A 23,473-nucleotide genomic window follows, 5' to 3' on the forward strand; every position below is an offset into this window, starting at 1 on the left:
GCACTAGGCTTCGGGCGTGCTGCTCTGCATCGACATCGGGAACACCAACACCGTGCTGGCGACCTTCGACGGCGACAAGCTGGTGCACTCCTGGCGGATCAAGACCGACGCCCGCTCGACCGCTGACGAACTGGGCCTGATGTTCCGAGGGTTGCTCGCCGGGGACGCCGTCGAGATCACCGGAGTGGCCGCCTGCTCCACCGTCCCGGCCGCCCTGCGCTCGTTGCGGACCATGCTGACCCGCTACTACGGGGAGCTGCCGAGCGTCATCGTCGAGCCCGGCGTGCGTACCGGGGTGCAACTGGCCATCGACAACCCGAAGGAGGTCGGCGCGGACCGCGTGGTCAACACGCTGGCCGCGTACACCCTGTACGGCGGACCGTCGATCGTCGTCGACTTCGGTACCACCACCAACTTCGACGTGATCAGCGGTCGGGGCGAGTTCCTCGGCGGTGCGTTCGCCCCCGGCATCGAGATCTCCTTCGACGCGCTCGCCGCCCGCGCCGCCCAGCTGCGCAAGGTCGAGGCGACCCGGCCGCGCTCGGTGATCGGCAAGAACACCGTCGAGTGCCTCCAGGCCGGCCTCTATTTCGGGTTCGCCGGGCAGGTGGACCGGATCGTGGAGCGGATGGCCGCCGAGATGGGCGAGCTGAAGGCGGTGATCGCCACCGGCGGGCTGGCCTCGCTGGTGCTCAACGAGTGCCGGACGATCACCCATCACGAGCCGATGATCACGCTGATCGGGTTGCGCATGGTGTATGAGCGGAACGTGTCATCGTGATCTTGCTGGGGTGGAAACCCTCCGGCGGGTACGCGCCATCCGTCCGCTGGGCGGGTGGGGCCTGGGGCGGCGGGGTTGGTGCGTCTGTTGCGGTTGGGTCCTTGGGGTTGGTCAGGTTCGGTGGGCGCGGGCTGCGAGGGTGACGTAGGGGAGGGTGATGGTCTCCTGGGCGGCCAGGTCGGGGTGGGTGTGCAGCAGGTTGCGGACCTCGCGGTCGACCTCGGCGCGCCGGTCGGGGGTGGCGGTCAGGTAGTGGGAGCGGGTGCGGACCAGGCCGAGCAGTTCGTCGGGGGTCAGCGTGGTGGTGTGGGGGAACTCGGCCCACTCGGGTGAGCTGAAGGAGTCCCCGAAATCGGCCACGCTCTGCCGCAGGTGGTCGACGGTGTCGCCGATCTCGGCTATCCGGCTCAGCTCGGCGACCCAGGCGGCGCTCTCGTCCCGCAGGTTCCAGATCGGCGCGAAGGTCCCGCCAGGCCGCAGCACCCGGGCGATCTCGGCGTGCGCCCGGGGCCGGTCGAACCAGTGGTACGCCTGCCCGGTGAGGACGGCGTCGGCGTACCCGTCGTCAAGGGGCATCGACTCGGCGCTGCCGGCGAGCACGTGTCCGCCGATGTCGACAGACGTCAACTGGGCGCGCATTCCCGGGTCGGGCTCGACGGCCGTCACCCGGTGGCCCAGTACGCGCAGGCCACGGGCGAGGATGCCGGTCCCGGCACCCAGATCCACCAGCTGCGCGGGGGTGTCGACACCGTCGAGCGCCCATTGCAACGCGGCGTGCGGATAGCGCGGCCGGTACCGGTCGTAATCGGCGGCGGCGGTGCCGAACGAGAGGGCTTCGATGGGGTCACTCATGACCGCAGGCTATCCAGTAACGGTCGGCCGGAGCGTTTGAGGCCGCTCGCCCTTGACGCCGCTCGTCGGGGTGCGGCAGTCCGACCTTTCGTGACCCACAGCAATGCACTCGACACCGATCTGTATCTCGAAAGGCGACCGGAACTGTTTCTGAAGCACGCCGTGGGCGGCGGCGTCGGTCGACTCTCCGAGACCGACCGCAACTTCTGTAATGGGGACGTCGACTCTTCGTACTCGTGGAAGCTCGCCATGGCGGAGGTCGGCGAGTCCACGGGGAGCACCGGGCGTCACCCACCTTCGTCCGGAGCGTCCACAGGGCAGTGGCCGCTGACTCGGTCCGCCGCAGCGAGTCGCTCCGGCCGCAAGTGGAACCCACGCGCGTTCGGGTTCGGGGAACGGTCCGGGCGTCGCCCACTCCGCGCCGGGGCCGGTTCTGGGCAGCGGAAACAGCTGGTGGGCGCGGGCATTGCCGACCTTCCGAGGTGGGGTGGCCGGACGGCGGCTTTCTCCGGGCGAGGAAGTGGGAATGGGCCCGGCCGGGCCAAGGGGAATGGAATCGGTGGGCCTCCGGATGGCGGTGGCCGCCATCGAAAATTCGGGGAACCATCCGCTTCACGTTGGTGGGTCCCGGTAGTCCGACGGCAACTTTCCGCCGCGTTACCGCATACTATTGACGCGGCAAGCATCGGACGGGTTATTGTGCTCGTGCAGTAGGCAGGATCAGCCCTGCTCGAAAGGAATGTGGGACGTGGCCAAGCAGATCATTCACAAGCTGGTCGATGACCTGGACGGCGGGGACGCGGACGAGACCGTCAAGTTCGCGCTCGACGGCGTTCAGTACGAGATCGACCTGTCCGGTTCGAACGCAGAGAAATTGCGCGAGGTATTCGCCCCCTACATCGCCCACGGCACCAAGGTCGGTCGCGGCGGTGTGGTCGTGGGTGGGCGCGCCGCCCGTGGTCGGGGTGGTGCCACCGCCGACCGTGAGCAGAACAAGGCCATCCGGGCCTGGGCGCGCAAGGCGGGCAAGGACATCTCGGACCGGGGTCGGATCCCCCAGGAGATCGTCGACGAGTACCACTCGAAGGCCGGTCACTGAGGCCAGGCAGGCACGTACGGCTGTGCGCGACGCCGGCCCGGAGGCGATCTCCGGGCCGGCGTCGCCGTCTCGCCGGACCGCGCCTCGTGCCGGCATGATCGACAGGACGGGACTAACCGCCGGGCGACGGACGTTGTCCACAACCGGTGGATGTGTTGTCCACAACCTGTGGACGGCGCCGCGGTGGTGCCGTCCGGGCCGGGACGCCCCCGTGCGGCGCTTCCGGCGGTCCCGGCAGCCGGGCCGAATTTCGCTCTGCGCGTACACAGACCATGCCCGGAACACCCGCTGAGCGTGGATGGTTGTGCAAAACGACGCGTACCGGGCCTACGACGCAGACACACGAGGTCAGCCGAGTCGGCTCGCGGCGATAGAGTAATGAGGCGCGGACGCCCGTCCCGGGCGCTCGCGTATCCGGCCCCGCCGAGAGTCTTGACCACCAAGATCGAGTGCGCACGGCACGTGAGGAGCACGAGGGCATGTTCGAGCGGTTCACCGACCGAGCGCGACGGGTTGTCGTCCTGGCCCAGGAAGAGGCCCGGATGCTCAACCACAACTACATCGGTACGGAGCACATCCTGCTGGGCCTGATCCACGAGGGTGAGGGCGTCGCGGCCAAGGCCCTGGAGAGCCTCGGGATCTCCCTGGAGGGCGTTCGCCAGCAGGTGGAGGAGATCATCGGCCAGGGCCAGCAGGCGCCGAGCGGGCACATCCCGTTCACGCCGCGGGCCAAGAAGGTGCTGGAGCTGTCGCTGCGCGAGGCGCTGCAGCTCGGCCACAACTACATCGGCACGGAGCACATTCTGCTCGGGCTGATCCGCGAGGGTGAGGGCGTCGCCGCCCAAGTGCTGGTGAAACTCGGCGCCGACCTCAACCGGGTCCGCCAGCAGGTGATCCAGCTGCTCTCCGGCTACCAGGGCAAGGAGCCGGCCGCGGCGGGCACCGCGCCGGGTGAGGCCGCGCCGTCGACCAGCCTGGTGCTGGACCAGTTCGGCCGGAACCTGACCCAGGCTGCCCGCGAGGGCAAGCTCGACCCGGTCATCGGGCGGGAGAAGGAGATCGAGCGGGTGATGCAGGTGCTCTCCCGCCGTACCAAGAACAACCCGGTCCTGATCGGTGAGCCCGGCGTCGGCAAGACGGCCGTGGTCGAGGGGCTGTCCCAGAAGATCATCAAGGGCGAGGTGCCCGAGACGCTGAAGGACAAGCAGCTCTACACGCTCGACCTGGGCGCGCTGGTGGCCGGTTCCCGGTATCGCGGTGACTTCGAGGAGCGCCTGAAGAAGGTGCTCAAGGAGATCCGTACCCGGGGCGACATCATCCTGTTCATCGACGAGATCCACACTCTGGTGGGTGCGGGTGCCGCCGAGGGCGCGATCGACGCGGCGAGCATCCTCAAGCCGATGCTGGCCCGTGGTGAGCTGCAGACCATCGGCGCGACCACGCTCGACGAGTACCGCAAGCACCTGGAGAAGGACGCCGCGCTCGAGCGACGCTTCCAGCCGATTCAGGTGGGCGAGCCGTCGCTGGCGCACACCATCGAGATCCTCAAGGGTCTGCGGGACCGGTACGAGGCGCACCACCGCGTGAGCATCACCGACGCCGCGTTGGTGGCGGCGGCGACGCTGGCCGACCGGTACATCTCCGACCGGTTCCTGCCGGACAAGGCGATCGACCTCATCGACGAGGCCGGTGCCCGGATGCGGATCCGCCGGATGACCGCGCCGCCGGACCTGCGGGACTTCGACGAGCGCATCGCCCAGGTGCGCCGCGACAAGGAGTCCGCCATCGACGCGCAGGACTTCGAGCGCGCCGCGCAGCTGCGGGACAAGGAGAAGCAGCTGCTGGGGCAGAAGGCGCAGCGGGAGAAGGAGTGGAAGGCCGGTGACCTGGACGTCGTCAGCGAGGTCGACGACGAGCAGATCGCCGAGGTGCTGGGCAACTGGACGGGCATCCCGGTCTACAAGCTGACCGAGGAGGAGACCTCCCGCCTGCTGCGCATGGAGGACGAGCTGCACAAGCGCGTCATCGGCCAGGAGGACGCGGTCAAGGCGGTCTCGAAGGCGATCCGGCGGACCCGGGCCGGCCTCAAGGACCCCAAGCGCCCGTCGGGCTCGTTCATCTTCGCCGGCCCCTCCGGGGTGGGTAAGACCGAGCTGTCCAAGGCCCTCGCGGAGTTCCTGTTCGGCAGCGAGGACGCCCTGATCCAGCTGGACATGTCCGAGTTCCACGACCGCTACACGGTCTCCCGGCTGGTGGGTGCCCCTCCCGGCTACGTCGGCTACGACGAGGGCGGGCAGCTGACCGAGAAGGTGCGGCGTCGGCCGTTCAGCGTGGTCCTCTTCGACGAGATCGAGAAGGCCCACCCGGACGTGTTCAACACCCTCCTGCAGATCCTGGAGGACGGTCGGCTCACCGACGGTCAGGGCCGGATCGTGGACTTCAAGAACACGGTCATCATCCTGACCACCAACCTGGGCACCCGGGACGTGGCCAAGGCGGTCTCGCTGGGCTTCCAGGCGTCGGAGGACTCCGACTCGAACTACGACCGGATGAAGCAGAAGGTCAACGACGAGCTCAAGCAGCACTTCCGGCCCGAGTTCCTGAACCGGATCGACGACACCATCGTCTTCCACCAGCTGCGTCAGCAGGAGATCCTGTCGATCGTCGACATCATGATCTCCCGCATCGAGACCCAGCTGCGGAACAAGGACATGGGCCTGGAGTTGACCGACAACGCCAAGAAGTACCTGGCGGCGAAGGGCTTCGACCCGGTGCTGGGGGCGCGTCCGCTGCGTCGCACGATCCAGCGCGACATCGAGGACAACCTCTCCGAGCGGATCCTGTTCAACGAGCTGACCCCGGGTCAGATCGTGGTGGTGGACTGCGAGGGCGATCCGAACGACATCGACAAGTCCAAGCTCGTCTTCCGGGGCTCCGAACGGCCGGTGGAGGTGCCGGACGCCGTACCGGCCGACCTCGGCGGCAGGACGGCGGCGGCGGGCGCGGACGAGTAGTCGTCAGCCGAAGCAACGGCGGCCCGGTGGCATCACGCCACCGGGCCGCCGTCGTCTCTGGGCACCGTTGAACGCTCACCAACTCGCTGAGGCGGGTCGGATGCCGTGTCCGTTTTCATGTGATTTGTCGTGACGTCGGTCACGGTTTGGGCGGGCATGGACCGGTCCTGGAAGCCGTTGTACGGGGAGTAACCGCGACGGTCCTGCTCGGGCGGCTCGGAAATGCCCGGCCCCCCGAGGTGGTTGCAGACCCGGGCAGGCGCGCATCCGCCGCCTTCGCCCGGCGCGGTTTCCGCACCTCCCTCTCCTGGTGTCGCGTCGATCCCCCGAGACGGAAGGCAACGATCATGGCTAATCCGATCCGCAAGGCCGCTCTGACCGCCGCCGGTGCCGTCTGCGCCGGTGGAATGATCGCCGGCCCGGTGGGCGCGGTCGCCGCTCCGCCGAGCACCGGCCCGCTAGGCACCGTGGCCGAGCGCGGCCACGGCAAGGGTGAGCGGCAGCTGAACGTCCGCTACGAGGCCCAGCCGAACTTCTACTACTGCGGCCCGGCCGCCGTGCGTAACACGCTGAGCATCCTGAACAAGGACGTCTCGCAGGACGACCTTGCCCGGGAGATGGGTACCACGGAGCGGGGCACCGATTCGGCGTACCTGATCACCGAGGCGCTTAACGAACGGGCCGGCAAGGATGTCTACCGCACGGTGGAGATCCCCGGTCAGGCCGCTGACCGTGCCGAGACCGACCGACTGCGTGACGACGTCGTCCGCGCCATCGACAACGGCCGGGGCGTGGTGGCAAACGTCGTCGGGACCGCCACCGACCTGGGCGGGGGCAGCCACACCTTCGATGGCGGCCACTACATCGCGGTGACCGGCTATCGCGACGGCGGCGACCAGATGAAGATCGCTGACTCGGCCGACGCCGCCCGGTCCGAGTACTGGATCAGCACCGACGCGCTGGCCGACTGGATCGCCACCCGCGGCTACTCCGCCTGATCCGTCAGCCGTACATCGAGTCCCTGAGGGCCGGCTCCGCTCGGAGCCGGCCCTCAGCCGGCCACCGGTGCCGGAGGGCCATCTCCGACCAGCCGGAACGACGTTTCGCCGATCGGCTCGACCAGTCCGTCGGTGACCAGTCCGGCCAGTGCCCGGGCGCGCTGCACCTCATCCGCCCACACCTGGTCCAGCCGCTGGTGCGGTACCGGGCCGGTGGCCTCCCGGAGCACCCCGAGCAGCAGGCCGCGTACCTGGCGGTCGGTGCCCGCGTACCGCTGGGGACGGCGGGTCGGACCGACCGGAGCGGGGCGTCCCGAGGCCCGCCAGGCGCAGATCGACTCGACCGGGCACGCTTCGCAGCGAGGGGACCGGGCGGTGCAGACGACCGCGCCCAACTCCATGATGGCGGCACTGGCCAGCGCAGCCGCGGCCGGCTCGGCGGGCAGCAGTTCCTCGGTGGCGACCAGATCGGCGGGTCGGGTGGTGGGGCCGGCGTCCGGCTCTCCGGCCACCGCCCGGCAGACCACCCGGCGTACGTTCGTGTCGACCACCGGATGTCGCTGGCCGTACGCGAAGGCGGCGACCGCACGGGCCGTGTACGTGCCCACGCCGGGCAGTGCGAGCAGCTGCTCCAGTCGCTCCGGCACCTCGCCGCCGTGGCGCTCCACGATGGCCACCGCGCACTCGTGCAGCCGGACCGCCCGGCGCGGATAACCGAGCCGTCCCCACATGCGGATCGCCTCGGCCGGGCTGGATCCGGCGAGGGCAGCCGGCGTCGGCCAGCGCGCCAGCCACGCCTGCCAGGCGGGCACCACCCGGACCACCGGGGTCTGCTGGAGCATGACCTCGCTGACCAGGATCGCCCACGGACCCGCCTCGGGCCTGCGCCACGGCAGATCCCGCGCATGCTGCTCATACCACCGGCTCACCAGGCCGGCGAAGGTGGCTTCTGTCATCGCGCCGACGATGATGTCACGCACACCCGTCCCGCCGTTCGGGCGGTCCGGGCGGTCCGACATCGACGGCGCACACCGGTCGGGGAGAATGCCCGGATGAACGAGCTCGCGATCACCGTCATCGGCCGGGACCGGCCCGGCATAGTGGCTGACGTCGCCGAGGTGCTCGCCCGGCTCGGGGCCAACCTCACCGACAGCACCATGACCCGGCTGCGAGGGCATTTCGCGATGACCCTGATCTGTGTCGGCCCGACCGCCGCCGAGGTCGAGACCGCGCTGGCCCCGCTCGCCTCCGACGGCCAACTGCTGGCCACCGTACGCGAGGTGACGCCCGACGGTGAGACGGCACCGGCCGGCGAACCGTACGTGATGGCGGTGCATGGCGCCGACCGGATGGGCATCGTGGCCGCGATGACCCGGGTGCTGGCCGACGCCGGCGGCAACGTCACCGACCTGAGCACCCGACTGGCCGGGACGCTGTACGTGGTGGTCGCCGAGGTGGAACTGCCCACGGGCACCGCGGACGCGCTCGCCGCCCGGCTGGCGGAGGCCGCTGCCGGTCTCGGTGTCGAGGTGACCCTCCGACCCGCCGAACCGGACCTGTTGTGAGCGGCGCGTCAGGCGGGAGGAACGTGGACCCTCAGGCCGACGCGTACGTGGGCCTCGGCGACTGGGTACCCGAGGTGCTGGGCGCCGGTCGGGTGGTCCCGGTGGTCTCCGCACCGGATCCGGTGCTCAGCCGGCCGGGCAGCGAGGTGGACCCGGCCGCCGGTGAGACGGTGCGACTGGCCGCCGACCTGATCGCCACGATGCGGGTGTCGCCCGGTTGTGTCGGCCTGGCCGCCCCGCAGGTGGGAGTGAGCGCCCAGGTTTTCGCGGTGGACGTCACGGGTCACCCCAAGACGGTCACCGGGCACGGCGTCTTCGTGCTCTGCAACGCCCGGGTGGTCGAGGCGACCCGGTGGAAGGCGGGCCGGGAAGGATGCATGTCGGTGCCGGATCTGACCGGTGACGTCAAGCGGGCGAGCCGGCTGGTCGTGGAGGGGGCGTTGCCCGGCAGCGGGAAGACGGTCCGTCTGGTGACGGACGGTTTCGAGGCGCGCGCCCTGCAGCACGAGATCGACCACTGCGCCGGCCTGCTGTTCCTGGACCGGGTGGCCGGCGCACACGCGATCTACCAGCGCAAGGTCTACCTCTGAGCCGGTTGGTTCGTCACTGGGAGTGACGGCGGGTGAACCTCGGCCCGGCGGACCGTCGTGAATGGAGGGTCGGATCGGATGGGACGGGCGAGCCACGGCGCGTCGCTGCGGTCCGTCGCACACCCCGCCGCTACGGTGGGGGCATCATGCGTCTGACGGTCGGCCCCCTGCCTCCCGCCGTGTACTGGCGGCGTCGCGCCGTCGTGCTCGGTGCGGTGCTGCTCTTCCTGATTGTCCTGCTCTACTCGTGCAACGGGCCCAACGGTGGCAACGACGTGACCGGCAACGGCCAGCCCGATCCGGGCATGGCCACCGGCACGCCCGCCCCGACCGGGTCGGTGCTGACCCCGCAGACCGGCTCACCGCCGTCGGGTGACGCGGGGGCCGATCCCTCCACCCCGGCGGACGAGCCGGAGACCGAGCCCAGCCTCAGCAACAACCCACCGGCGGTCAACCCGGTCACCGACGAGGGCAGTTGCGCGGACGCCGAACTGTCGGTGACCGCCGTGGCTCTGCCCGCCCAGGTCGCCCCCGGTGCCGCCGTCGACCTGCACTTGAAGGTCCGGAACCGGTCCGACCGGACGTGCAGCCGGGACGTCGGCGCGACCGCGCAGGAGTTGTACATCAAGGCCGGCGCCGAGGTGGTCTGGTCCTCCGACACGTGCGGTACGGCCGCCGGGTCGGACGTGCAGTCCTTCACCCCCGGGTTCGAGCGTTCCTATCAGGTTGCCTGGAACGGCCGGGACAGCAGCCGGTGCGCCGACGGGGTGGCGAACGGTCCCGTCGCCCAGGCCGGCACGTACGAGGTCTTCGCCCGGGTGGGCACCAAGCTGAGTCAGCCCGCGAAGCTGGTCCTCAGATGATCGGCGTGCCTCAGACGTAGCGTTCCAGGATGGACGCCTCGGCCAGCCGCGACAGCCCCTCGCGTACGCCGCGGGCCCGGGCGTCTCCGACACCCTCAACCGTCTGGAGGTCCTCCACTGTGGCGCCCAACAGCCGTTGAAGGCTGCCGAAGTGCAGCACCAGCCGGTCGACCACGGACACCGGAAGTCGGGGCACCTTGGCCAGCAGCCGGAACCCGCGAGGGCTGACCGCGGCGTCCAGCGCGTCCGAGGCGGCCGGATAACCGATCGCCTTGGCCACCGAGACCAGATCGATCAGCTCGGTGGCACTCAGCAGGTCCAGCTCGACCAGCGCCTCGTCAAGCGTCCGCGACTTGCGGCCGACGGGCAGGTAGTCCCGGATGACCAGGGTGCGGTCGGCGTCGACACCGGCCATCAACTCGTCCAACTGGAGGGCGAGCAACCGTCCGTCGGTGCCCAGCTCGACCACGTAACCGGCAATCTCGTCGGCGATCCGGCGGACCATCTCCAGCCGCTGCACGACGGCCACGGCGTCCCGAACGGTGACCAGGTCCTCGATCTCCAGCGCGGAGAGGGTGCCGGAGACCTCGTCGAGCCGGAGTTTGTACCGCTCCAGGGTGGCCAGCGCCTGGTTCGCCCGGGAGAGGATCGCCGCCGAGTCGTCCAGCACGTGGCGCTGGCCGTTGACGTAGAGGCTGATGATGCGCATGGACTGGCTGACCGAGATGACCGGGTAACCGGTCTGCCGGGCGACCCGCTCCGCCGTGCGGTGCCGGGTGCCCGACTCCTCGGTCGGGATGGTGGGATCCGGCATCAGATGCACCGCCGCCCGGACGATCCGGGTGCCGTCGCTGGAGAGCACGACCGCGCCGTCCATCTTGCACAGCTCGCGGACCCGGGTCGCGGAGAACTCGACATCGAGCGGGAAGCCACCCGTGCAGAGGCCCTCGACCACCTTGTCGTAGCCGAGCACGATCAGCGCGCCCGTCCGGCCCCGGAGAATCCGCTCCAGCCCGTCGCGCAGCGCGGTGCCCGGTGCCATCAGGGCCAGATTGGCGCGCAGCGGGTCGCCGGCCACGCCACCTCCGGTCACGCTCACGCTGATCGCACGGGCAGGCGAGCCCACGGCGCCGGTGCGGGCGTGGGGCGTCGCGCCGGCAGGCTTGGTGGTATCGCGGTCGATCGGCACGGGCACAGTCTACGGACTGCCCTGCGGTGGGTGCTCTCGCGGTTACTGTGATGTGTCACGATTCCGCCCGGCCTGACCGACCCGCCGGTGCACCGCGTCACTCCGCCGACGCCCGCGCCGCGGCCTGCAACGCCGAGCGGACGTCGGTGACCTCGATCACGCGCATCTGTTCGGGGCCGGCACCGGTGCTCGCCGGGCCGCAGCCGGGCGGCACCAGGGCCACCCGGAAACCGAGCCGGGCCGCCTCGGCCAGCCGGCGCGGCACCGCGCCCACCCGACGCACCTCGCCGGTCAGGCCGACCTCCCCGATCGCCACCAACTGCGGTGCGATCGCCAGGTTGAGCCCGCCGGAGGCGACGGCGAGGGCGACCGCGAGGTCGGCTGCGGGCTCCACCACCCGGATGCCGCCGACGGTGGCCGCGAAGACCTCCCGGTCGTGCAGGGTCAGCCGTTCGGTTCGGCGCTGAAGCACCGCCAGCACCATCGCCAGCCGGGCCGAGTCCAGCCCGGAGACCGTACGCCGGGGCGAGCCTGCCACCGTGGCACCGATCAGCGCCTGAACCTCGGTGACCAGCGCCCGGCGCCCCTCCATCGCCACCGTCACGCAGGTGCCCGGCACCGGTTCGGAGTAGCGGGTCAGGAACAGCCCGGAGGGGTCGGCGAGACTGCTGATGCCGCCCTCGTGCATCTCGAAGCAGCCGACCTCGTCGGCGGCCCCGAACCGGTTCTTGACGCCCCGCACCATCCGCAGCGAGGAGTGCTTGTCGCCTTCGAAGTGCAGCACCACGTCGACCAGGTGCTCGAGCACCCGAGGACCGGCGACCTGGCCGTCCTTGGTGACGTGACCGACCAGCACGGTGGCGACCCCGCGCTCCTTGGCCACCGCGACGAGGGCGGCGGTGACCGCTCGGACCTGGGTCACCCCACCGGGCACGCCCTCGGTGCCGGTGGTGGAGATGGTCTGCACCGAGTCGAGCACGAGCAGGCCCGGCTTGACCGCGTCGAGATGACCGAGCACCGCCGCGAGGTCGCTCTCGGCGGCGAGGAAGAGCTGGTCGTGCAGGGTGCCCATGCGCTCCGCGCGCAGCCGCACCTGGCTGACCGACTCCTCACCGCTGACCACCAGTGACGGGCTGCCCGCACCGGCGGCCCACTGCTGGGCGACATCGAGCAGCAGGGTGGACTTGCCGACGCCCGGCTCCCCGGCGAGCAGCACCACCGCGCCGGGCACCAGACCGCCGCCGAGGACGCGGTCGAGTTCGCTGACGCCGGTGGGCCGGGCCCGGGCCGGCGCCGCGCTGATGGTGGCGATGGGCCGGGCCGGCTCGGCGGGCATGCGGGAACTGACCACGCGACCCGAGACGGTTGGACCGGTGACGGTGCACTCGACCACGGAGCCCCACTCACCGCACTCGGGGCAGCGTCCCACCCACTTCGGTGGCTGGTGACCGCAGGCGTCGCATTCGTACGCCGGTCGGGGCTCGCGTCCGGCCGCCCGGCCGCGCCCGCCGGTCGTCGCCCGGGGCGATGTCGATCGGGAGATGCTCACCCGACCGACGCTAGCCCCCGGGTACGACGACGGCGCCGCCGGCATGGTCTGGCCACGCCGGCGGCGCCGGTGGTTACGGATCGGCTCGGTCGGGGTGAGCGGGTGCCGGGCCGTTCGTGGTGCGGACGGCTCAGTGACCGCCTTCGCCCTCGTACTCGGTGTGCCGCTCGATGATCGGCGACGGCTGCGGTGCCGGGGAGAGCGGCACGGCGATCGGCGCGGGAGTGGTGACCGTGTCGCCGCCACCGAAGTCGAAGGTCAGCGTGATGTTCTGGCCGGCGAGCACGGCCTCGTTCAGCCCGACGAGCTGGAGCACCTGCTCACCCTCGGTGTTCAGCTGCACGTAGCTCAGCGGCGGAACCTCGATCCGGGCCGGCCCCGCCGTGGGCGACTCGTCCGGGGAGGGCGACGGCGACTCGTCCGGAGCGGGCGAACCCTCCGGGGACTGCTCCGGCGACGGGGAGGTGGTCGGCGACGGCGATCCGGTGGGCGACGGGCTGGTCGCGGCGGCGACCGTGGTGAGCACCACCTCGCGGGCGTCGGGGGAGGTGACGGTCACGGTGACCGGATCCCGTGAGTCGTTGTAGAGGACGACGTTGAGCACGGCGTCGTCGCCGGCCTGGTAGCCCTCGACACCCGGGTAGGCGACCAGGGCGCTGCGTACGCCGTACGCGCCGCCACCGGCCTGGACGTTGACGCCCTGGATCGACGGGACCTTGTTGGCGGTCTCGGAGATCTGGCCGGTGCCGCACCCGGACAGCAGCAGCCCGGCTGCCACCGCGATCCCGGGCAGCAGCACGGCAGCCCGCCGGGAACCCCTGATCGAGCGCGTCACGTCGGTCCTCCTCGTCACGATCACACCGGCTTGCCCGCCGGAACCGCTGGCCATGCCCGCGCAGACCGGGCTCCAGGGTAGTTGGAGCTGATCGTGGCCCGCACGCCGACCCGGTCCGGCCACCTGCCGGGGTGAGACTCAGACCAGCCGACCGCTGGTGACCAGCAGGACGACGTCGATCAGGGCGACCAGCAGCACCGCCCGGAACGCGGCCACCGGGCGGGCCCCGGCGCGATCGTCGGTCCGGCCCGCGTACCACGCCAGGATGAAGATCACGACGGCGGCGACGACCGCCGCGAGGCCCACGCCCGACGGCGGTCCGGGCGGTCCGAGCACCAGCGTGACGGTCGCCGCGATCAGCAGCCCGACGGCGGCGGCCCGACTGCCCGTCGGGCCGAGCCGGTGCGGCAGCCCCCGGACCCCGGTCCGGGCGTCGTCGGCGAAATCGGGCAGCACGTTGGCGAAGTGCGCGCCCGCGCCGAGCAGCGCCGCTGCGGCGATCAGCCAGACCGGGGGCGGCGGAGCGTCGGGCAGCGCCAGCACCACGAAGGCGGGCAGGGCACCGAAGGAGATCGCGTACGGCAGCACCGAGACCGGGGTGGACTTCAGCGGCCAGTCGTAGAGCAGGGCCGACACCAGGGCGACGGTGGCGCAGAGCGCCGCGGTCGGGTTGGTGGTCAGGGCCAGGGCGATGGTGGCGGCCGCGGCCAGGGCGGCGGCCACCGCGACCGTACGCCGGCGCACCGCTCCGGAGGCCACCGGTTTGTCGGTACGCCCGACCGTGGCGTCCCGATCCGCGTCGAGCAGGTCGTTGGTCCACCCGACCGCGAACTGGCTGGCAGCCACGGTGAGCACCACCGTGAGGACGCCGCCGGGAGGATGTTCGACCCCGACGGCGAGCAGACCGGCCACTGTGGTGACCGCCGCGGTCGGCTCTGGATGGCTCGCTCTGACCAGCCCTAACACCGTCGACGACATAACGGAAGTCTGGTCGTTACCGGGGAGTCGTGCCACGCTCGTTGCCATGCGTGATGTCGGCCTCGTGCTGCCCCGCAACGATCCGCGCCAGTACGACGTCCTGGCCGACGAGTGGTGGCGGCCGGATGGCGTGTTCGCGATGCTGCACTGGCTGGCCCGGGCGCGGGCCGCGTTGGTGCCCCCGGCGAAGCGACCGGGTGCGCTCCTGGTCGATCTGGGCTGCGGGGCCGGGCTGCTCGCCCCGCACCTGGCCGGCAAGGGCTACCGACACGTCGGAGTGGACCTCACCCGCTCGGCGCTGAACCAGGCGGCCGCGCACGGCGTGACGGCGGTCAACGGCGACGCCACGGCGGTGCCGCTCGCGGACGGCTGCGCCGACGTGGTCGCCGCGGGCGAGCTGCTGGAGCACGTGCCGGACTGGCGTGCGGCGGTGGCCGAGGCGTGTCGCCTGCTGCGCCCCGGAGGCCTGCTGGTGCTGGACACCCTCAACGACACCGCGTTGGCCCGGCTGGTCGCGGTCCGGATCGCCGAGCGGTTGCCCACCGTGCCCCGCGGCATCCACGACCCGCGGTTGTTCGTGGACGACCGCGAGCTGGTCGCCGAGTGCGCCCGGCACGGTGTCGAACTGCGGGTCCGTGGGGTCCGCCCGGGCGTACCGGGGCTGCTGCGGTGGCTGCTGCGGCAGGCGACGGGTGCCAGGACGCCTGTCGGTCAGGAGCCACGCATCGTGCCGACCGGTTCGACCGCCGTGCTCTACCAGGGTCACGGGGTACGCGGCGGGTAGCCGATGCCCGGTGGGGGTATGGGGAAGGTCGAAGAGGGGGGTCCAGCCATGACCGAGCGCGGCGACGTGGTGGCGGCTGCGCGTCGGCTGGCGCCCCGACTCGCGGCCCGCGCCGCCACCCACGACCGGGACGGTTCGTTCCCCGTCGACGACTTCACCGATCTGCGGCAAGCGGGGCTGCTCGGGCTGATGGTCCCCGCCGAGCTGGGCGGTACCGGTGCCAGCTTCGCGGCGTACGCGGCCGTCGCCAGCGAGCTGGCCCGGGGCAACGGTGCCACCGCGCTGGTGTTCAACATGCACGCCTCGGTCACCGGGGCGCTCGGCGCGGTCACCGAGGAACTGGCCGAGACGCTCGGCGTACCGGCGGAGGCGTTGGCCGCCCGTGACCGGTTGCTGCGGGCGGCGGCCGACGGGGCGTGGTACGCGGTCGCGATGAGCGAGCGGGGCGCCGGGGCCCGGCTTTCCCAGCTCACCACGGTCTACGGATCGGTGGAAGGCGGCTGGCGGATCAAGGGCAGTAAGACCTTCTGCTCCGGTGCCGGCCACGCCGACGGGTACCTGGTGGCCGCCCGCAGCGCCGCCGATCCGTCGCTGGTCTCGCAGTTCCTGGTCCCGGCCGGCGAGGGTCTCACCGTCGAGCCGACCTGGGACGCCCTCGGTATGCGTGCCACCGCCTCGCACGACCTGCACATCGACGTGACCGTCGGGACGGACCGGCTGCTCGGCGGGGTCGAGGGGCTGGCCCTGGTGGTGGCCCAGCTGATGCCGCACTGGCTGGTGGCCAGCTACGCCGCCGTCTACGTGGGAGTGGCCAGGGCGGCGATCGACACGGCCGCGGCGGAGCTGAACGCTCGCGACCTCGCCCGGCTGCCGGCGGTACGCGCCCGACTGGGCCGCGCCGACGCCGCCGTGGCGGCGTCGGAGCTGGTGGTCGCCGAGGCGGCCCGACGGGTGGACGAAGCGCCGGGGGATGAGGAAACCAACCGGTGGGTGTGGCGGGCCAAGCTGCTGGCCGGCACGACGGCGGCGGAGGTGGCCGCGTCCATGCTGGAGGCGGCCGGCACCTCCGCCACCCGGCGGGGCCACCCGCTGGAACGCCTCTACCGGGACGCTCGGTGCGGGTCGCTGCATCCGGCGACCTCGGATGTCTGCGCCGACTGGCTCGGCATCGCCGCGCTCGGTGGCGACCCGGACCGTGACGGAACGGCTCCTCGTTGGTGAGCGTGAGGAGTGAGCTTGCGAGCCCCGCAGTCGTGAACGAGGGCGGGACGGGTGAGCGTGAGGAGTGAGCTTGCGAGAGGAAGGTGGGACCGTGTCCGTACCGGTGATCGCGGGCCTGGGCACGGCACATCCGCCCTCGGCTGACCAGCGGGAGCTGTGGGAGAGGTTCTTCTCCCACCATTTCTCCGGCTCCACCCGGGCGCTGGCCGAGCGGATCTTCGCGAATTCGGGGGTGACCAGGCGGCAGGCGGCGGTGAATCCGCTGCTCGAGGACGTCTCCGACTGGCCGACCGAGCGGCGGATGCTCCGCTACCAGGTCGAGGCGCTGCCGCTGGGCAAGGAGGCGGTCGGCCGGGCGTTGACCGCGGCCGGGCTGGACGCCCGTGACGTCGGGCTCTTCGTCGTCTGCTCGTGCACCGGGTACGCCACACCGGGGCTGGACATCCTGCTCGCCCGGGACCTGGGCATGGCGCCGGCGACCCAGCGGATGTTCGTCGGCCACATGGGTTGCTACGCGGCCCTGCCCGGGCTGGGCGCGGTGGGTGACTTCGTCACCGCACGAGGGCGTCCGGCGCTGCTGCTCTGCGCCGAGCTGACCAGCCTGCACCTGCAACCGTCCTCGGCGCGGATGGACACCCAGCAGATCGTCTCCCATGCGCTCTTCTCCGACGCCGCGGTCGCCGCGGTGGTCGTACCGGGCGGCCGGGGGTACGCGGTGCGTGAGGTGGCTTCGGTGACGGACACCTCGACCGCCGATCACATGACCTGGGAGGTGACCGACACCGGGTTCCGGATGGGACTGTCGCCGAAGGTGCCGCAGGTGCTGTCGGCCCACGTCCGGGGTCTGGTCGACGAGGTGCTGGCCCGGCACGGCACCCGCCTCTCCGAGGTGGACGGCTGGGCCGTCCATCCGGGCGGGCCCCGCATCCTCAACGTGGTGGAGCGTGAGCTCGGCTTGGCACCTGCGGCATTGGCCGCGTCCCGGGAGACGCTGAACGAGAACGGCAACTGTTCCTCCCCGACGGTGCTGCTGATCCTCGACCGCCTGTTCCGGTCGGCACCGACCCCGCGCCGGGTGGTGATGCTGGCCTTCGGTCCTGGTCTGACGCTCTACGCCGCACTGCTGGAACGCGAGGTCTGAGCAGCCGACCGAGCTACCCTTGAGGGATGGATGTCGATGCCAGCCATCGGCTACGGGGGGCGCTGTTGGCTGCCGTGGGTGTGGCGGCGCTGGCTCTCGGCGGTTGGTGGTGGCGGGCGCAGGCACCCACTCCGACGGCACCGACCGGCACCGCCTCGGAGGGGTCGTCGGTCGCCGCCTACTGGCGGGAGAACCCGGTCACCGGCGAGTGGGTGCCGGAGCTTCCCAGTGCCTCCTCCTCCGTCCTGGTCGACGCCCGCACCGGCGCGGTGATCCCAGGCGGGGGGCCCGTGGAACCCGCGGTCACCGGGGCCACCGCACCCGGGGGGTGGCGAGTGAGCGGGGCCGAGGTGGTCTGGACCGAGTCGGCGAGGCTCAGTTCCGGTGGAGCCGTCGTCCGGCAGACCCGGATCGGGCACGGCGAACGGCACCTGCTGCGCCTCAGCTGTACCGGTCCCGGTGAGCTGCTGGTGGCCGTCAGCGGTGCCCGCTCGGCGGCCCCGATGACGGTGGGCTGCGACGGCGGGCTGGTGCTGATGGAGATCACCGGCACCGGCGGGCCGGCGCGGTTGTCGTTCTCGCCGGCCGGGTCACAGCCGGTCCAGGTCGAGGCCCGGCTGATCGCCCTGCGCTGAGTCGTACCGTCGTCCCCACCCGGCCTGCCGACGTCGCGTCCCTCGGCGTCGCCGGGTGTCTCGCACGGGTGGTTCAGTCGGCCAGTCGGGCGAGTTCGGCGTGGTGGTCGGCGATCGAAACGACCTTGGGTACCACCAGGGTGATCCGGCCGGAGCGGTCGGCGAGCAGGGCGGTCACCCCGTCCTGGCTGGGTGGCAGGTGCAGGAACGTGCGCAGGCCGCCGGCGGGGTCGGCGAGGGCGCGGACCTGGGTGCCGGCCGGCGCGGCCCGTGGTCGGGTGCCGCTGACCGTGGCCACGGTCACCCCGGCCGGTACCGTCGTCGCCGCCTCGATGACCTGCTCGGGGCAGGCGCAGCCGTCCACCAGCAGCACCACGACCGGCAGCAGTCCGCGCAGCGGCACCGGGGCCTGCCCGCCGTCGACCAGGTCCAGCGCGGGCAACGGGCGTCCGGTCAGCTGGGCCGGTGCCGGATCGGGTGTGCCGGGGGACGGTCCGGTCCGGCCGGCCCTGGGCCAGGTGACGGCGGCCAGGCCGGCGATGGTGGTCAGGACGGCGACGATCAGCACGATCACCGGTCCGGCAGGCGGGCGCCAACGACGGTGGCCGGCGGTCCGTGGTCGCCGCAACTCGCGACGGATCTGTTCGACCTCGTCGGCCAGGGCCGAGATGTCGTCCGGGATGACCACCCGGCCCCACTCGGGAGGCAGGTCTGGCAGCCCGGGGCCGTCGGCGTCAGCCTTGCCCATTACGACCCCCTGGAACTTCACGGGTGCGCGGACGGGGCACCCCTCCAGCGTCTCGCACCTGGCCGGGTACCGCTACCGCTGCCCGCGTCGGGCTGCGGCGGGATACCATGGGACGGGTGCGTAGCCCCTGATCTCCAGCATGTGCGTTACGGGGCCTCGGTGCGTGTGCTTCCGGATCTTCACGTCCACGGCGGTGGTGTCCGGGGGTCATCCCTAGGTTACCGAGCGTGTTCAAATCATCGACTGGGTGGTCTGTCAAGCCGAAGAAATACCTCTCACAGGGCCCCTGAGCTGCGCCAACGGTCAGGACAGCGGTGAGACATCGGTGCCTGAGCGTGTTACCCTAGACACAGCGAAAGGGGTTTCGAACCTATGGTTTTCAGTGTCGGCGAGACCGTTGTTTACCCCCACCACGGGGCCGCACTCATCGAGGCAATCGAGACTCGGGTCATCAAGGGCGAGCCCAAGCAGTACCTCGTCCTGAGGGTCGCGCAGGGTGACCTGACGGTCCGGGTACCGGCTGAGAACGCCGAGATCGTGGGTGTGCGCGAGGTGGTTGGCGAAGAGGGCCTCGGCAAGGTCTTCGACGTTCTCCGGGCTCCGCACACCGAGGAGCCGACCAACTGGTCGCGGCGTTACAAGGCGAATCTGGAGAAGTTGGCCTCCGGCAACCCGCTGAAGGTGGCAGAGGTCGTTCGTGACCTGTGGCGTCGCGAGCGGGAGCGGGGGCTGTCCGCGGGCGAGAAGCGGATGCTCGCCAAGGCCCGCGACATTCTCGTCGGCGAGGTGGCGCTGGCGGAGAAGAGCACCAAGGACGAAGCGGAGACGCTGCTCGACAAGGTGCTGACCGAGGCCTAGTCCGCACAGCATCGTCGTACCCGATTCGTAGCGAACAAACCCGAGGACCGCGACGTGACCGCGCAGCTCAATCCGCGCGGTGACGTCGCGGTCCTCGTGCCTGCGGCCGGTGCCGGCGTACGCCTCGGGCCCGGCCGACCCAAGGCCCTGCGGCTGCTGGCGGGTGAGCCGCTGCTGGTGCACGCGGTCCGTCGGTTGGCCGCCGCCGCACCGGTGCAGAGCATCGTGGTGGCCGCCCCGGTCGCCGAGGTCCCGGCCGTGCGTGAGCTGCTGGCGCCGATCGCCCCGGTGACGGTGGTGCCCGGCGGGGCGGAACGTCAGGCATCGGTGGCCGCAGCGCTCGCGGCGGTACCCGCCGGTCCGGAGATCATCCTGGTGCACGACGCGGCCCGCGCGTTGACCCCGCCCGCGCTGGTGGAGTCGGTGGCCGCCGCGGTCCGGGCGGGTCACGACGCGGTGATCCCGGTCCTGCCGGTCGTGGACACGATCAAGGAGGTCGACGCCGAGGAGATGGTGCTCGGCACCGTCGACCGGGCCGCGTTGCGCGCCGTGCAGACTCCGCAGGGCTTCCGGCGGTCGGTGCTGACGGCCGCGCACGCCGCTGCCGCCGACGCTCTCACCGACGACGCCGGGCTGGTGGAGAAGCTGGGCGTGCCGGTGCACTGCGTACCGGGCTCGGAACACGCCCTGAAGATCACCAGACCGTTCGACCTGGCGCTGGCCGAGCACCTGCTGGCTGCCGGGCGGTAGCGCGTACCCTCGGATCATGATCGTTCCTCGGGTGGCCATCGGGACCGACGTGCACGCCTTCGAACCCGGCCGGCCGTGCTGGGTGGCGGGTCTGCACTGGCCGGATCAGGACGGCCTGGCCGGGCACTCGGACGCGGACGTGGCCGCGCACGCCGCCTGCAACGCGCTGCTCTCCGCCGCCGGTCTCGGCGACCTCGGGGCGAATTTCGGGGTGGGTCAGCCCGAGTGGGCCGGGGCGAGCGGGGTCGCCCTGCTGGTCGAGACGGCCCGCCGGGTACGTTCCGCCGGCTTCGCCATCGGCAACGTGTCGGTGCAGGTGGTGGGGCTTCGCCCGAAGATCGGCCCGCGTCGGGAGGAGGCAGAGCAGGTGCTGTCGGAGGCCGTCGGCGCGCCGGTCACCGTCTCCGCCGCCACCACCGACGGCCTGGGCTTCACCGGGCGCGGCGAGGGGCTCGCCGGGGTCGCGGTCGCCCTGGTGTACGAGCAGCCGAGCGCCTAGGCTCGCCGCGATGTCCGCCGACGTCCCCACCGACCCGCCCGCCGCCGACGGCTACCTCGAACGCGCCACGCTCCTCGCCGAGTTGGGCCGCTACGACGAGGCCGTGGCCGAGCTGGGCTTCGCGTTGGCCCTGGACCCGTCCGCCGTCGAGGTGTCGACCATGCTGGCCCGGGTCCAACTGGCCGCCGGCCGCCCCGCCGAGGCGCTCGCCGCTGCCGAGGCCGCGGTGGCCGCCGCGCCGGGGCAGGTGCCGCCGCTGGTCGCCCGTGGGTTGGCCCTCGGCGACCTGGAACGGTACGCCGAGGCCGCCCGTACCGCCGACGAGATCCTGGCCCTCGGGCCGCAGGACCCGTACGCCCAGCGCAGCGGGGCGGCGATCCTGGCCGGTTCCCGCAACGGCCAGCCGGCGTTGAACGCGGCCTGGCACGGGGTGGAGCTGGCGCCCGAGGATCCGCAGGGCCACCTGGTGCTGGGCCTGGTCGCGGCGAACATGCAGATGTACGACCTGGCCGAGCGGGCCTACCGGGAGGCGTTGCGGCTGGATCCACGGCTGGCGGAGGCGGGCGACGACGTCGGGGTGCTGCGGCTGGAGCAGCGGCGGTGGACCGCGGCGCTGGAGCGCCTGGCCGAAGCGGCGGTGGCGGGCCTTCCCCCGTCGGATCCGCGTCGGCCCGATGAGGGTCGGGACGGGTCGGACCGACGCGACGAGAGCAGTGACGAGTCGAGCCGACCGGACGGGGCCCAGGACGAGCCGGAGCGCCCGTCGGCGGGCCCTTTCGACCCCGGCCGGCCCGCGGCCGGCCCCGGGGAGGAGCGTCCGGGCTGGCCGGCTCAGGGAGCGGACCTGCCCACCGGCGGGCAGCCGCCCGAACACGTCCGGGGGCGGCAGCGGTCAGGGTCCGACGAGACCTGGCCGGCCGGTCCGGAACAGGCCGGCACCGGTCCGGTCGTCGCACGTCAGCCGGTGCCGGCGGCACTTCGGCAGTTCGTGCTGTGGGGTACCGGCTGGTCCATCGTCGCCGCCATCGTGGTCGCCTGTTCGGCCGCCACCGGCGCCGGACTATCCCGGCTGCTGGCGGTGGTGGCGGCCGTTGGCGGTGGCATCGTGCTCTGGCAGCACGCGTCCCGGCTGCCCGGGTTGAACCGCACCGTCCTGCCCGTCCTGCGACGTACCGACCGCCCGCTCGCCCTGGCCGTGTACGCCGCCACGGCCGCACCCGCGCTGATCCTGCTCTACGCCCTGCTCGGCACCGCGTGGCCGCTGGTCCTGGCCATCGCGGTCGCCACGGCCGCCCAGCTGGCGATCGTCGGCCGGCCGGTTGCCTGAGCCGCCCGTTGTCGGGGCGTCCGCGGCTCAGGGACGGCGGGCCCAGGTCCAGGCGTACGCGTCGTCCTCGCATTCGCTCGCCGCGTCGCAGAGATCGAGGGGGCGGAAGGTGTCGACCATGACCGCCAGCTCGTCGAAGAAGTCCACCCCGATGGAGCGTTCCGCCGCGCCGGGCTGCGGGCCGTGTGTGAAGCCGGACGGGTGCAGCGAGATCGAGCCCTGCTCGATGCCGGAGCCGCGCCGGGCCTCGTAGTTGCCCCCGGTGTAGAAGAGCATCTCGTCGGAGTCCACGTTGTGGTGGTGGTACGGCACCGGGATGGCGTCCGGGTGGTAGTCGACCTTGCGCGGCACGAACGAGCAGATCACGAAGTTCGGGCCGGCGAAGGTCTGGTGCACCGGTGGCGGCTGGTGGATCCGGCCGGTGATCGGCTCGAAGTCGTGGATGGAGAACGCCCACGGGTAGAGGTGCCCGTCCCAGCCGACCACATCGAACGGGTGGTTGGCGTACACGTGGCGGGTCCAGCCGCGCCGGTGGCGCACCAGCACCTCGACGTCGGTGCCGTCGACGAGCAGCGGTGCGTCGGGTCCCCGGACGTCGCGCTCGCAGTACGGCGAGTGCTCCAGGAACTGGCCGCGTACGGAGAGGTAGCGCTTGGGCGGGCCGATGTGCCCGGACGCCTCGACGGCGAGCAGCCGTGTCGGGGCGTCGCCGGTGGGCACCAGGCGGTGCACCGTCGAGGTCGGGATGATCACGTAGTCGCCGGGCACCGCGTCGAGTACGCCGAACGTCGACTCGACCCGCAGGGTGCCCGCCTCGACGTAGAGGCAGTGGTCGCCGGTGGCGTCGCGGAAGAGCGGGGACGGGCGGTCCGCCAGCACGTAGGCGATCCGCACGTCGTCGTTGGCGAGCAGGTACCGCCGGCCGAGGACCGGGTCGGCACCGGTCCCGTCGAGCTTGTGGGTACGCAGGTGCCGGGGCTTGAGCGGCAGGTTGGGCACCCGGGTCAGGGCCGGCGGGGTGAACTCCTCGGCGGCGACGATCGCGGTGGGGGCGTACCGGTGGTAGAGCAGGGACGAGTCGGACGAGAAGCCCTCCTGGCCCATCAGCTCCTCGGTGTAGAGGCTGCCGTCCGGCTGCCGGAACTGGGTGTGGCGCTTGCGTGGCAGCTCGCCGACGCTGCGGTAGTACGGCATGTC

22 protein-coding genes and 2 pseudogenes are annotated in these 23,473 nt (G+C 71.9%); 16 read left to right on the forward strand and 8 right to left on the reverse strand.

Features of this window, described 5'->3' with window-relative positions:
• Window positions 1–16: 16 nt before the first annotated feature.
• Window positions 17–781: a type III pantothenate kinase gene (locus SM447_RS10155; RefSeq protein ID WP_474572504.1), complete on the forward strand. Its 765-nt coding sequence runs from the start codon at window positions 17–19 to the stop codon at window positions 779–781.
• Window positions 782–892: 111 nt separating this feature from the next.
• Here SM447_RS10155 and SM447_RS10160 read toward each other — a convergent pair whose 3' ends face one another.
• Window positions 893–1,633, reverse strand: coding sequence for a class I SAM-dependent methyltransferase (locus tag SM447_RS10160; protein ID WP_474572505.1), 741 nt, complete (start codon window positions 1,631–1,633; stop codon window positions 893–895).
• 69 nt (window positions 1,634–1,702) lie between these two features.
• On the opposite strand from SM447_RS10160, the pseudogene SM447_RS10165 reads away from it, so the two are divergent.
• From SM447_RS10165 to SM447_RS10180, 4 genes and pseudogenes are all read left to right on the forward strand, one after another.
• Window positions 1,703–1,909, forward strand: a pseudogene (locus SM447_RS10165) (lysine--tRNA ligase); the annotation flags it as partial.
• A 472-nt stretch (window positions 1,910–2,381) separates the two neighbouring features.
• Window positions 2,382–2,732, forward strand: coding sequence for a histone-like nucleoid-structuring protein Lsr2 (locus SM447_RS10170; protein WP_093409819.1), 351 nt, complete (start codon window positions 2,382–2,384; stop codon window positions 2,730–2,732).
• Window positions 2,733–3,211: 479 nt separating this feature from the next.
• Window positions 3,212–5,746 (forward strand): ATP-dependent Clp protease ATP-binding subunit, encoded by a 2,535-nt coding sequence (locus SM447_RS10175; RefSeq protein ID WP_474572804.1) that lies wholly within the window; start codon window positions 3,212–3,214, stop codon window positions 5,744–5,746.
• A 344-nt stretch (window positions 5,747–6,090) separates the two neighbouring features.
• Window positions 6,091–6,744: a C39 family peptidase gene (locus SM447_RS10180; RefSeq protein ID WP_474572805.1), complete on the forward strand. Its 654-nt coding sequence runs from the start codon at window positions 6,091–6,093 to the stop codon at window positions 6,742–6,744.
• Between the two features lie 53 nt (window positions 6,745–6,797).
• Here SM447_RS10180 and SM447_RS10185 read toward each other — a convergent pair whose 3' ends face one another.
• Window positions 6,798–7,700: an HhH-GPD family protein gene (locus SM447_RS10185; RefSeq protein ID WP_474572506.1), complete on the reverse strand. Its 903-nt coding sequence runs from the start codon at window positions 7,698–7,700 to the stop codon at window positions 6,798–6,800.
• Between the two features lie 96 nt (window positions 7,701–7,796).
• Here SM447_RS10185 and SM447_RS10190 point away from each other — a divergent pair, with 96 nt between their 5' ends.
• The 3 genes from SM447_RS10190 (at window position 7,797) to SM447_RS10200 (ending at window position 9,762) form a co-directional block, all read left to right on the forward strand.
• Window positions 7,797–8,309 carry a glycine cleavage system transcriptional repressor gene (locus SM447_RS10190; RefSeq protein WP_474572507.1) on the forward strand — a complete coding sequence of 171 codons (513 nt, stop codon included), beginning with the start codon at window positions 7,797–7,799 and terminating at the stop codon, window positions 8,307–8,309.
• 23 nt (window positions 8,310–8,332) lie between these two features.
• Window positions 8,333–8,899, forward strand: a complete 567-nt coding sequence (locus SM447_RS10195; RefSeq protein WP_474572508.1) for a peptide deformylase — start codon at window positions 8,333–8,335, stop codon at window positions 8,897–8,899.
• Window positions 8,900–9,045: 146 nt separating this feature from the next.
• The gene (locus SM447_RS10200) at window positions 9,046–9,762 is read left to right on the forward strand and encodes a hypothetical protein (RefSeq protein ID WP_474572509.1); all 717 of its coding nucleotides are present in this window, start codon (window positions 9,046–9,048) and stop codon (window positions 9,760–9,762) included.
• A gap of 10 nt (window positions 9,763–9,772) precedes the next feature.
• Here SM447_RS10200 and disA read toward each other — a convergent pair whose 3' ends face one another.
• The 4 genes from disA to SM447_RS10220 all read right to left on the reverse strand — a co-directional run bounded on the left by disA (window position 9,773) and on the right by SM447_RS10220 (window position 14,313).
• Complete coding sequence (gene disA, locus SM447_RS10205) at window positions 9,773–10,951, reverse strand: DNA integrity scanning diadenylate cyclase DisA (RefSeq protein ID WP_474572510.1); 1,179 nt, start codon at window positions 10,949–10,951, stop codon at window positions 9,773–9,775.
• 97 nt (window positions 10,952–11,048) lie between these two features.
• A complete protein-coding gene (gene radA, locus SM447_RS10210; protein ID WP_474572806.1) occupies window positions 11,049–12,494 on the reverse strand; it encodes a DNA repair protein RadA in 1,446 nt (481 codons plus the stop codon).
• Between the two features lie 136 nt (window positions 12,495–12,630).
• Window positions 12,631–13,335: a hypothetical protein gene (locus SM447_RS10215; RefSeq protein WP_474572511.1), complete on the reverse strand. Its 705-nt coding sequence runs from the start codon at window positions 13,333–13,335 to the stop codon at window positions 12,631–12,633.
• A 138-nt stretch (window positions 13,336–13,473) separates the two neighbouring features.
• Window positions 13,474–14,313: a UbiA family prenyltransferase gene (locus SM447_RS10220; protein WP_474572512.1), complete on the reverse strand. Its 840-nt coding sequence runs from the start codon at window positions 14,311–14,313 to the stop codon at window positions 13,474–13,476.
• A 46-nt stretch (window positions 14,314–14,359) separates the two neighbouring features.
• On the opposite strand from SM447_RS10220, the gene SM447_RS10225 reads away from it, so the two are divergent.
• The 4 genes from SM447_RS10225 (at window position 14,360) to SM447_RS10240 (ending at window position 18,094) form a co-directional block, all read left to right on the forward strand.
• The gene (locus SM447_RS10225; RefSeq protein WP_474572513.1) at window positions 14,360–15,097 is read left to right on the forward strand and encodes a methyltransferase domain-containing protein; all 738 of its coding nucleotides are present in this window, start codon (window positions 14,360–14,362) and stop codon (window positions 15,095–15,097) included.
• 48 nt (window positions 15,098–15,145) lie between these two features.
• Entirely contained in the window at window positions 15,146–16,318 is a 1,173-nt protein-coding gene (locus tag SM447_RS10230; protein WP_474572514.1) for an acyl-CoA dehydrogenase family protein, read from the forward strand.
• A gap of 91 nt (window positions 16,319–16,409) precedes the next feature.
• Window positions 16,410–17,459, forward strand: coding sequence for a type III polyketide synthase (locus tag SM447_RS10235; RefSeq protein WP_474572515.1), 1,050 nt, complete (start codon window positions 16,410–16,412; stop codon window positions 17,457–17,459).
• Between the two features lie 26 nt (window positions 17,460–17,485).
• Window positions 17,486–18,094, forward strand: a complete 609-nt coding sequence (locus SM447_RS10240; protein ID WP_474572516.1) for a hypothetical protein — start codon at window positions 17,486–17,488, stop codon at window positions 18,092–18,094.
• A 73-nt stretch (window positions 18,095–18,167) separates the two neighbouring features.
• Here SM447_RS10240 and SM447_RS10245 read toward each other — a convergent pair whose 3' ends face one another.
• Window positions 18,168–18,842 carry a hypothetical protein gene (locus SM447_RS10245; RefSeq protein ID WP_474572517.1) on the reverse strand — a complete coding sequence of 225 codons (675 nt, stop codon included), beginning with the start codon at window positions 18,840–18,842 and terminating at the stop codon, window positions 18,168–18,170.
• Window positions 18,843–19,214: 372 nt separating this feature from the next.
• On the opposite strand from SM447_RS10245, the gene SM447_RS10250 reads away from it, so the two are divergent.
• From SM447_RS10250 to SM447_RS10265, 4 genes and pseudogenes are all read left to right on the forward strand, one after another.
• Window positions 19,215–19,700: a CarD family transcriptional regulator gene (locus tag SM447_RS10250; protein WP_007073334.1), complete on the forward strand. Its 486-nt coding sequence runs from the start codon at window positions 19,215–19,217 to the stop codon at window positions 19,698–19,700.
• Between the two features lie 54 nt (window positions 19,701–19,754).
• Window positions 19,755–20,450: a 2-C-methyl-D-erythritol 4-phosphate cytidylyltransferase gene (gene ispD, locus SM447_RS10255; RefSeq protein ID WP_474572518.1), complete on the forward strand. Its 696-nt coding sequence runs from the start codon at window positions 19,755–19,757 to the stop codon at window positions 20,448–20,450.
• A gap of 13 nt (window positions 20,451–20,463) precedes the next feature.
• Complete coding sequence (ispF, locus tag SM447_RS10260; protein WP_474572807.1) at window positions 20,464–20,949, forward strand: 2-C-methyl-D-erythritol 2,4-cyclodiphosphate synthase; 486 nt, start codon at window positions 20,464–20,466, stop codon at window positions 20,947–20,949.
• Window positions 20,950–20,959: 10 nt separating this feature from the next.
• Window positions 20,960–21,586: pseudogene (locus tag SM447_RS10265) on the forward strand (tetratricopeptide repeat protein); the annotation flags it as partial.
• Between the two features lie 717 nt (window positions 21,587–22,303).
• Here the strand turns inward: SM447_RS10265 and SM447_RS10270 are convergent.
• A complete protein-coding gene (locus SM447_RS10270) occupies window positions 22,304–23,470 on the reverse strand; it encodes a homogentisate 1,2-dioxygenase domain-containing protein (RefSeq protein ID WP_474572519.1) in 1,167 nt (388 codons plus the stop codon).
• Between the last annotated feature and the right edge of the window lie 3 nt (window positions 23,471–23,473).

The sequence above is a fragment of the Micromonospora aridisoli genome (assembly GCF_056150025.1).

Excerpts from the sequence above, each read along its gene's own strand:
- SM447_RS10160 (WP_474572505.1), bottom strand. The coding sequence starts at position 1,633 with ATGAGTGACCCCATCGAAGCCCTCTCGTTCGGCACCGCCGCCGCCGAT.
- SM447_RS10175 (WP_474572804.1), top strand. The coding sequence starts at position 3,212 with ATGTTCGAGCGGTTCACCGACCGAGCGCGACGGGTTGTCGTCCTGGCC.
- SM447_RS10185 (WP_474572506.1), bottom strand. The coding sequence starts at position 7,700 with ATGACAGAAGCCACCTTCGCCGGCCTGGTGAGCCGGTGGTATGAGCAG.
- SM447_RS10190 (WP_474572507.1), top strand. The coding sequence starts at position 7,797 with ATGAACGAGCTCGCGATCACCGTCATCGGCCGGGACCGGCCCGGCATA.
- SM447_RS10200 (WP_474572509.1), top strand. The coding sequence starts at position 9,046 with ATGCGTCTGACGGTCGGCCCCCTGCCTCCCGCCGTGTACTGGCGGCGT.
- SM447_RS10220 (WP_474572512.1), bottom strand. The coding sequence starts at position 14,313 with ATGTCGTCGACGGTGTTAGGGCTGGTCAGAGCGAGCCATCCAGAGCCG.
- SM447_RS10225 (WP_474572513.1), top strand. The coding sequence starts at position 14,360 with ATGCGTGATGTCGGCCTCGTGCTGCCCCGCAACGATCCGCGCCAGTAC.
- SM447_RS10230 (WP_474572514.1), top strand. The coding sequence starts at position 15,146 with ATGACCGAGCGCGGCGACGTGGTGGCGGCTGCGCGTCGGCTGGCGCCC.
- SM447_RS10240 (WP_474572516.1), top strand. The coding sequence starts at position 17,486 with ATGGATGTCGATGCCAGCCATCGGCTACGGGGGGCGCTGTTGGCTGCC.
- SM447_RS10245 (WP_474572517.1), bottom strand. The coding sequence starts at position 18,842 with ATGGGCAAGGCTGACGCCGACGGCCCCGGGCTGCCAGACCTGCCTCCC.
- SM447_RS10250 (WP_007073334.1), top strand. The coding sequence starts at position 19,215 with ATGGTTTTCAGTGTCGGCGAGACCGTTGTTTACCCCCACCACGGGGCC.
- SM447_RS10270 (WP_474572519.1), bottom strand. The coding sequence starts at position 23,470 with ATGCCGTACTACCGCAGCGTCGGCGAGCTGCCACGCAAGCGCCACACC.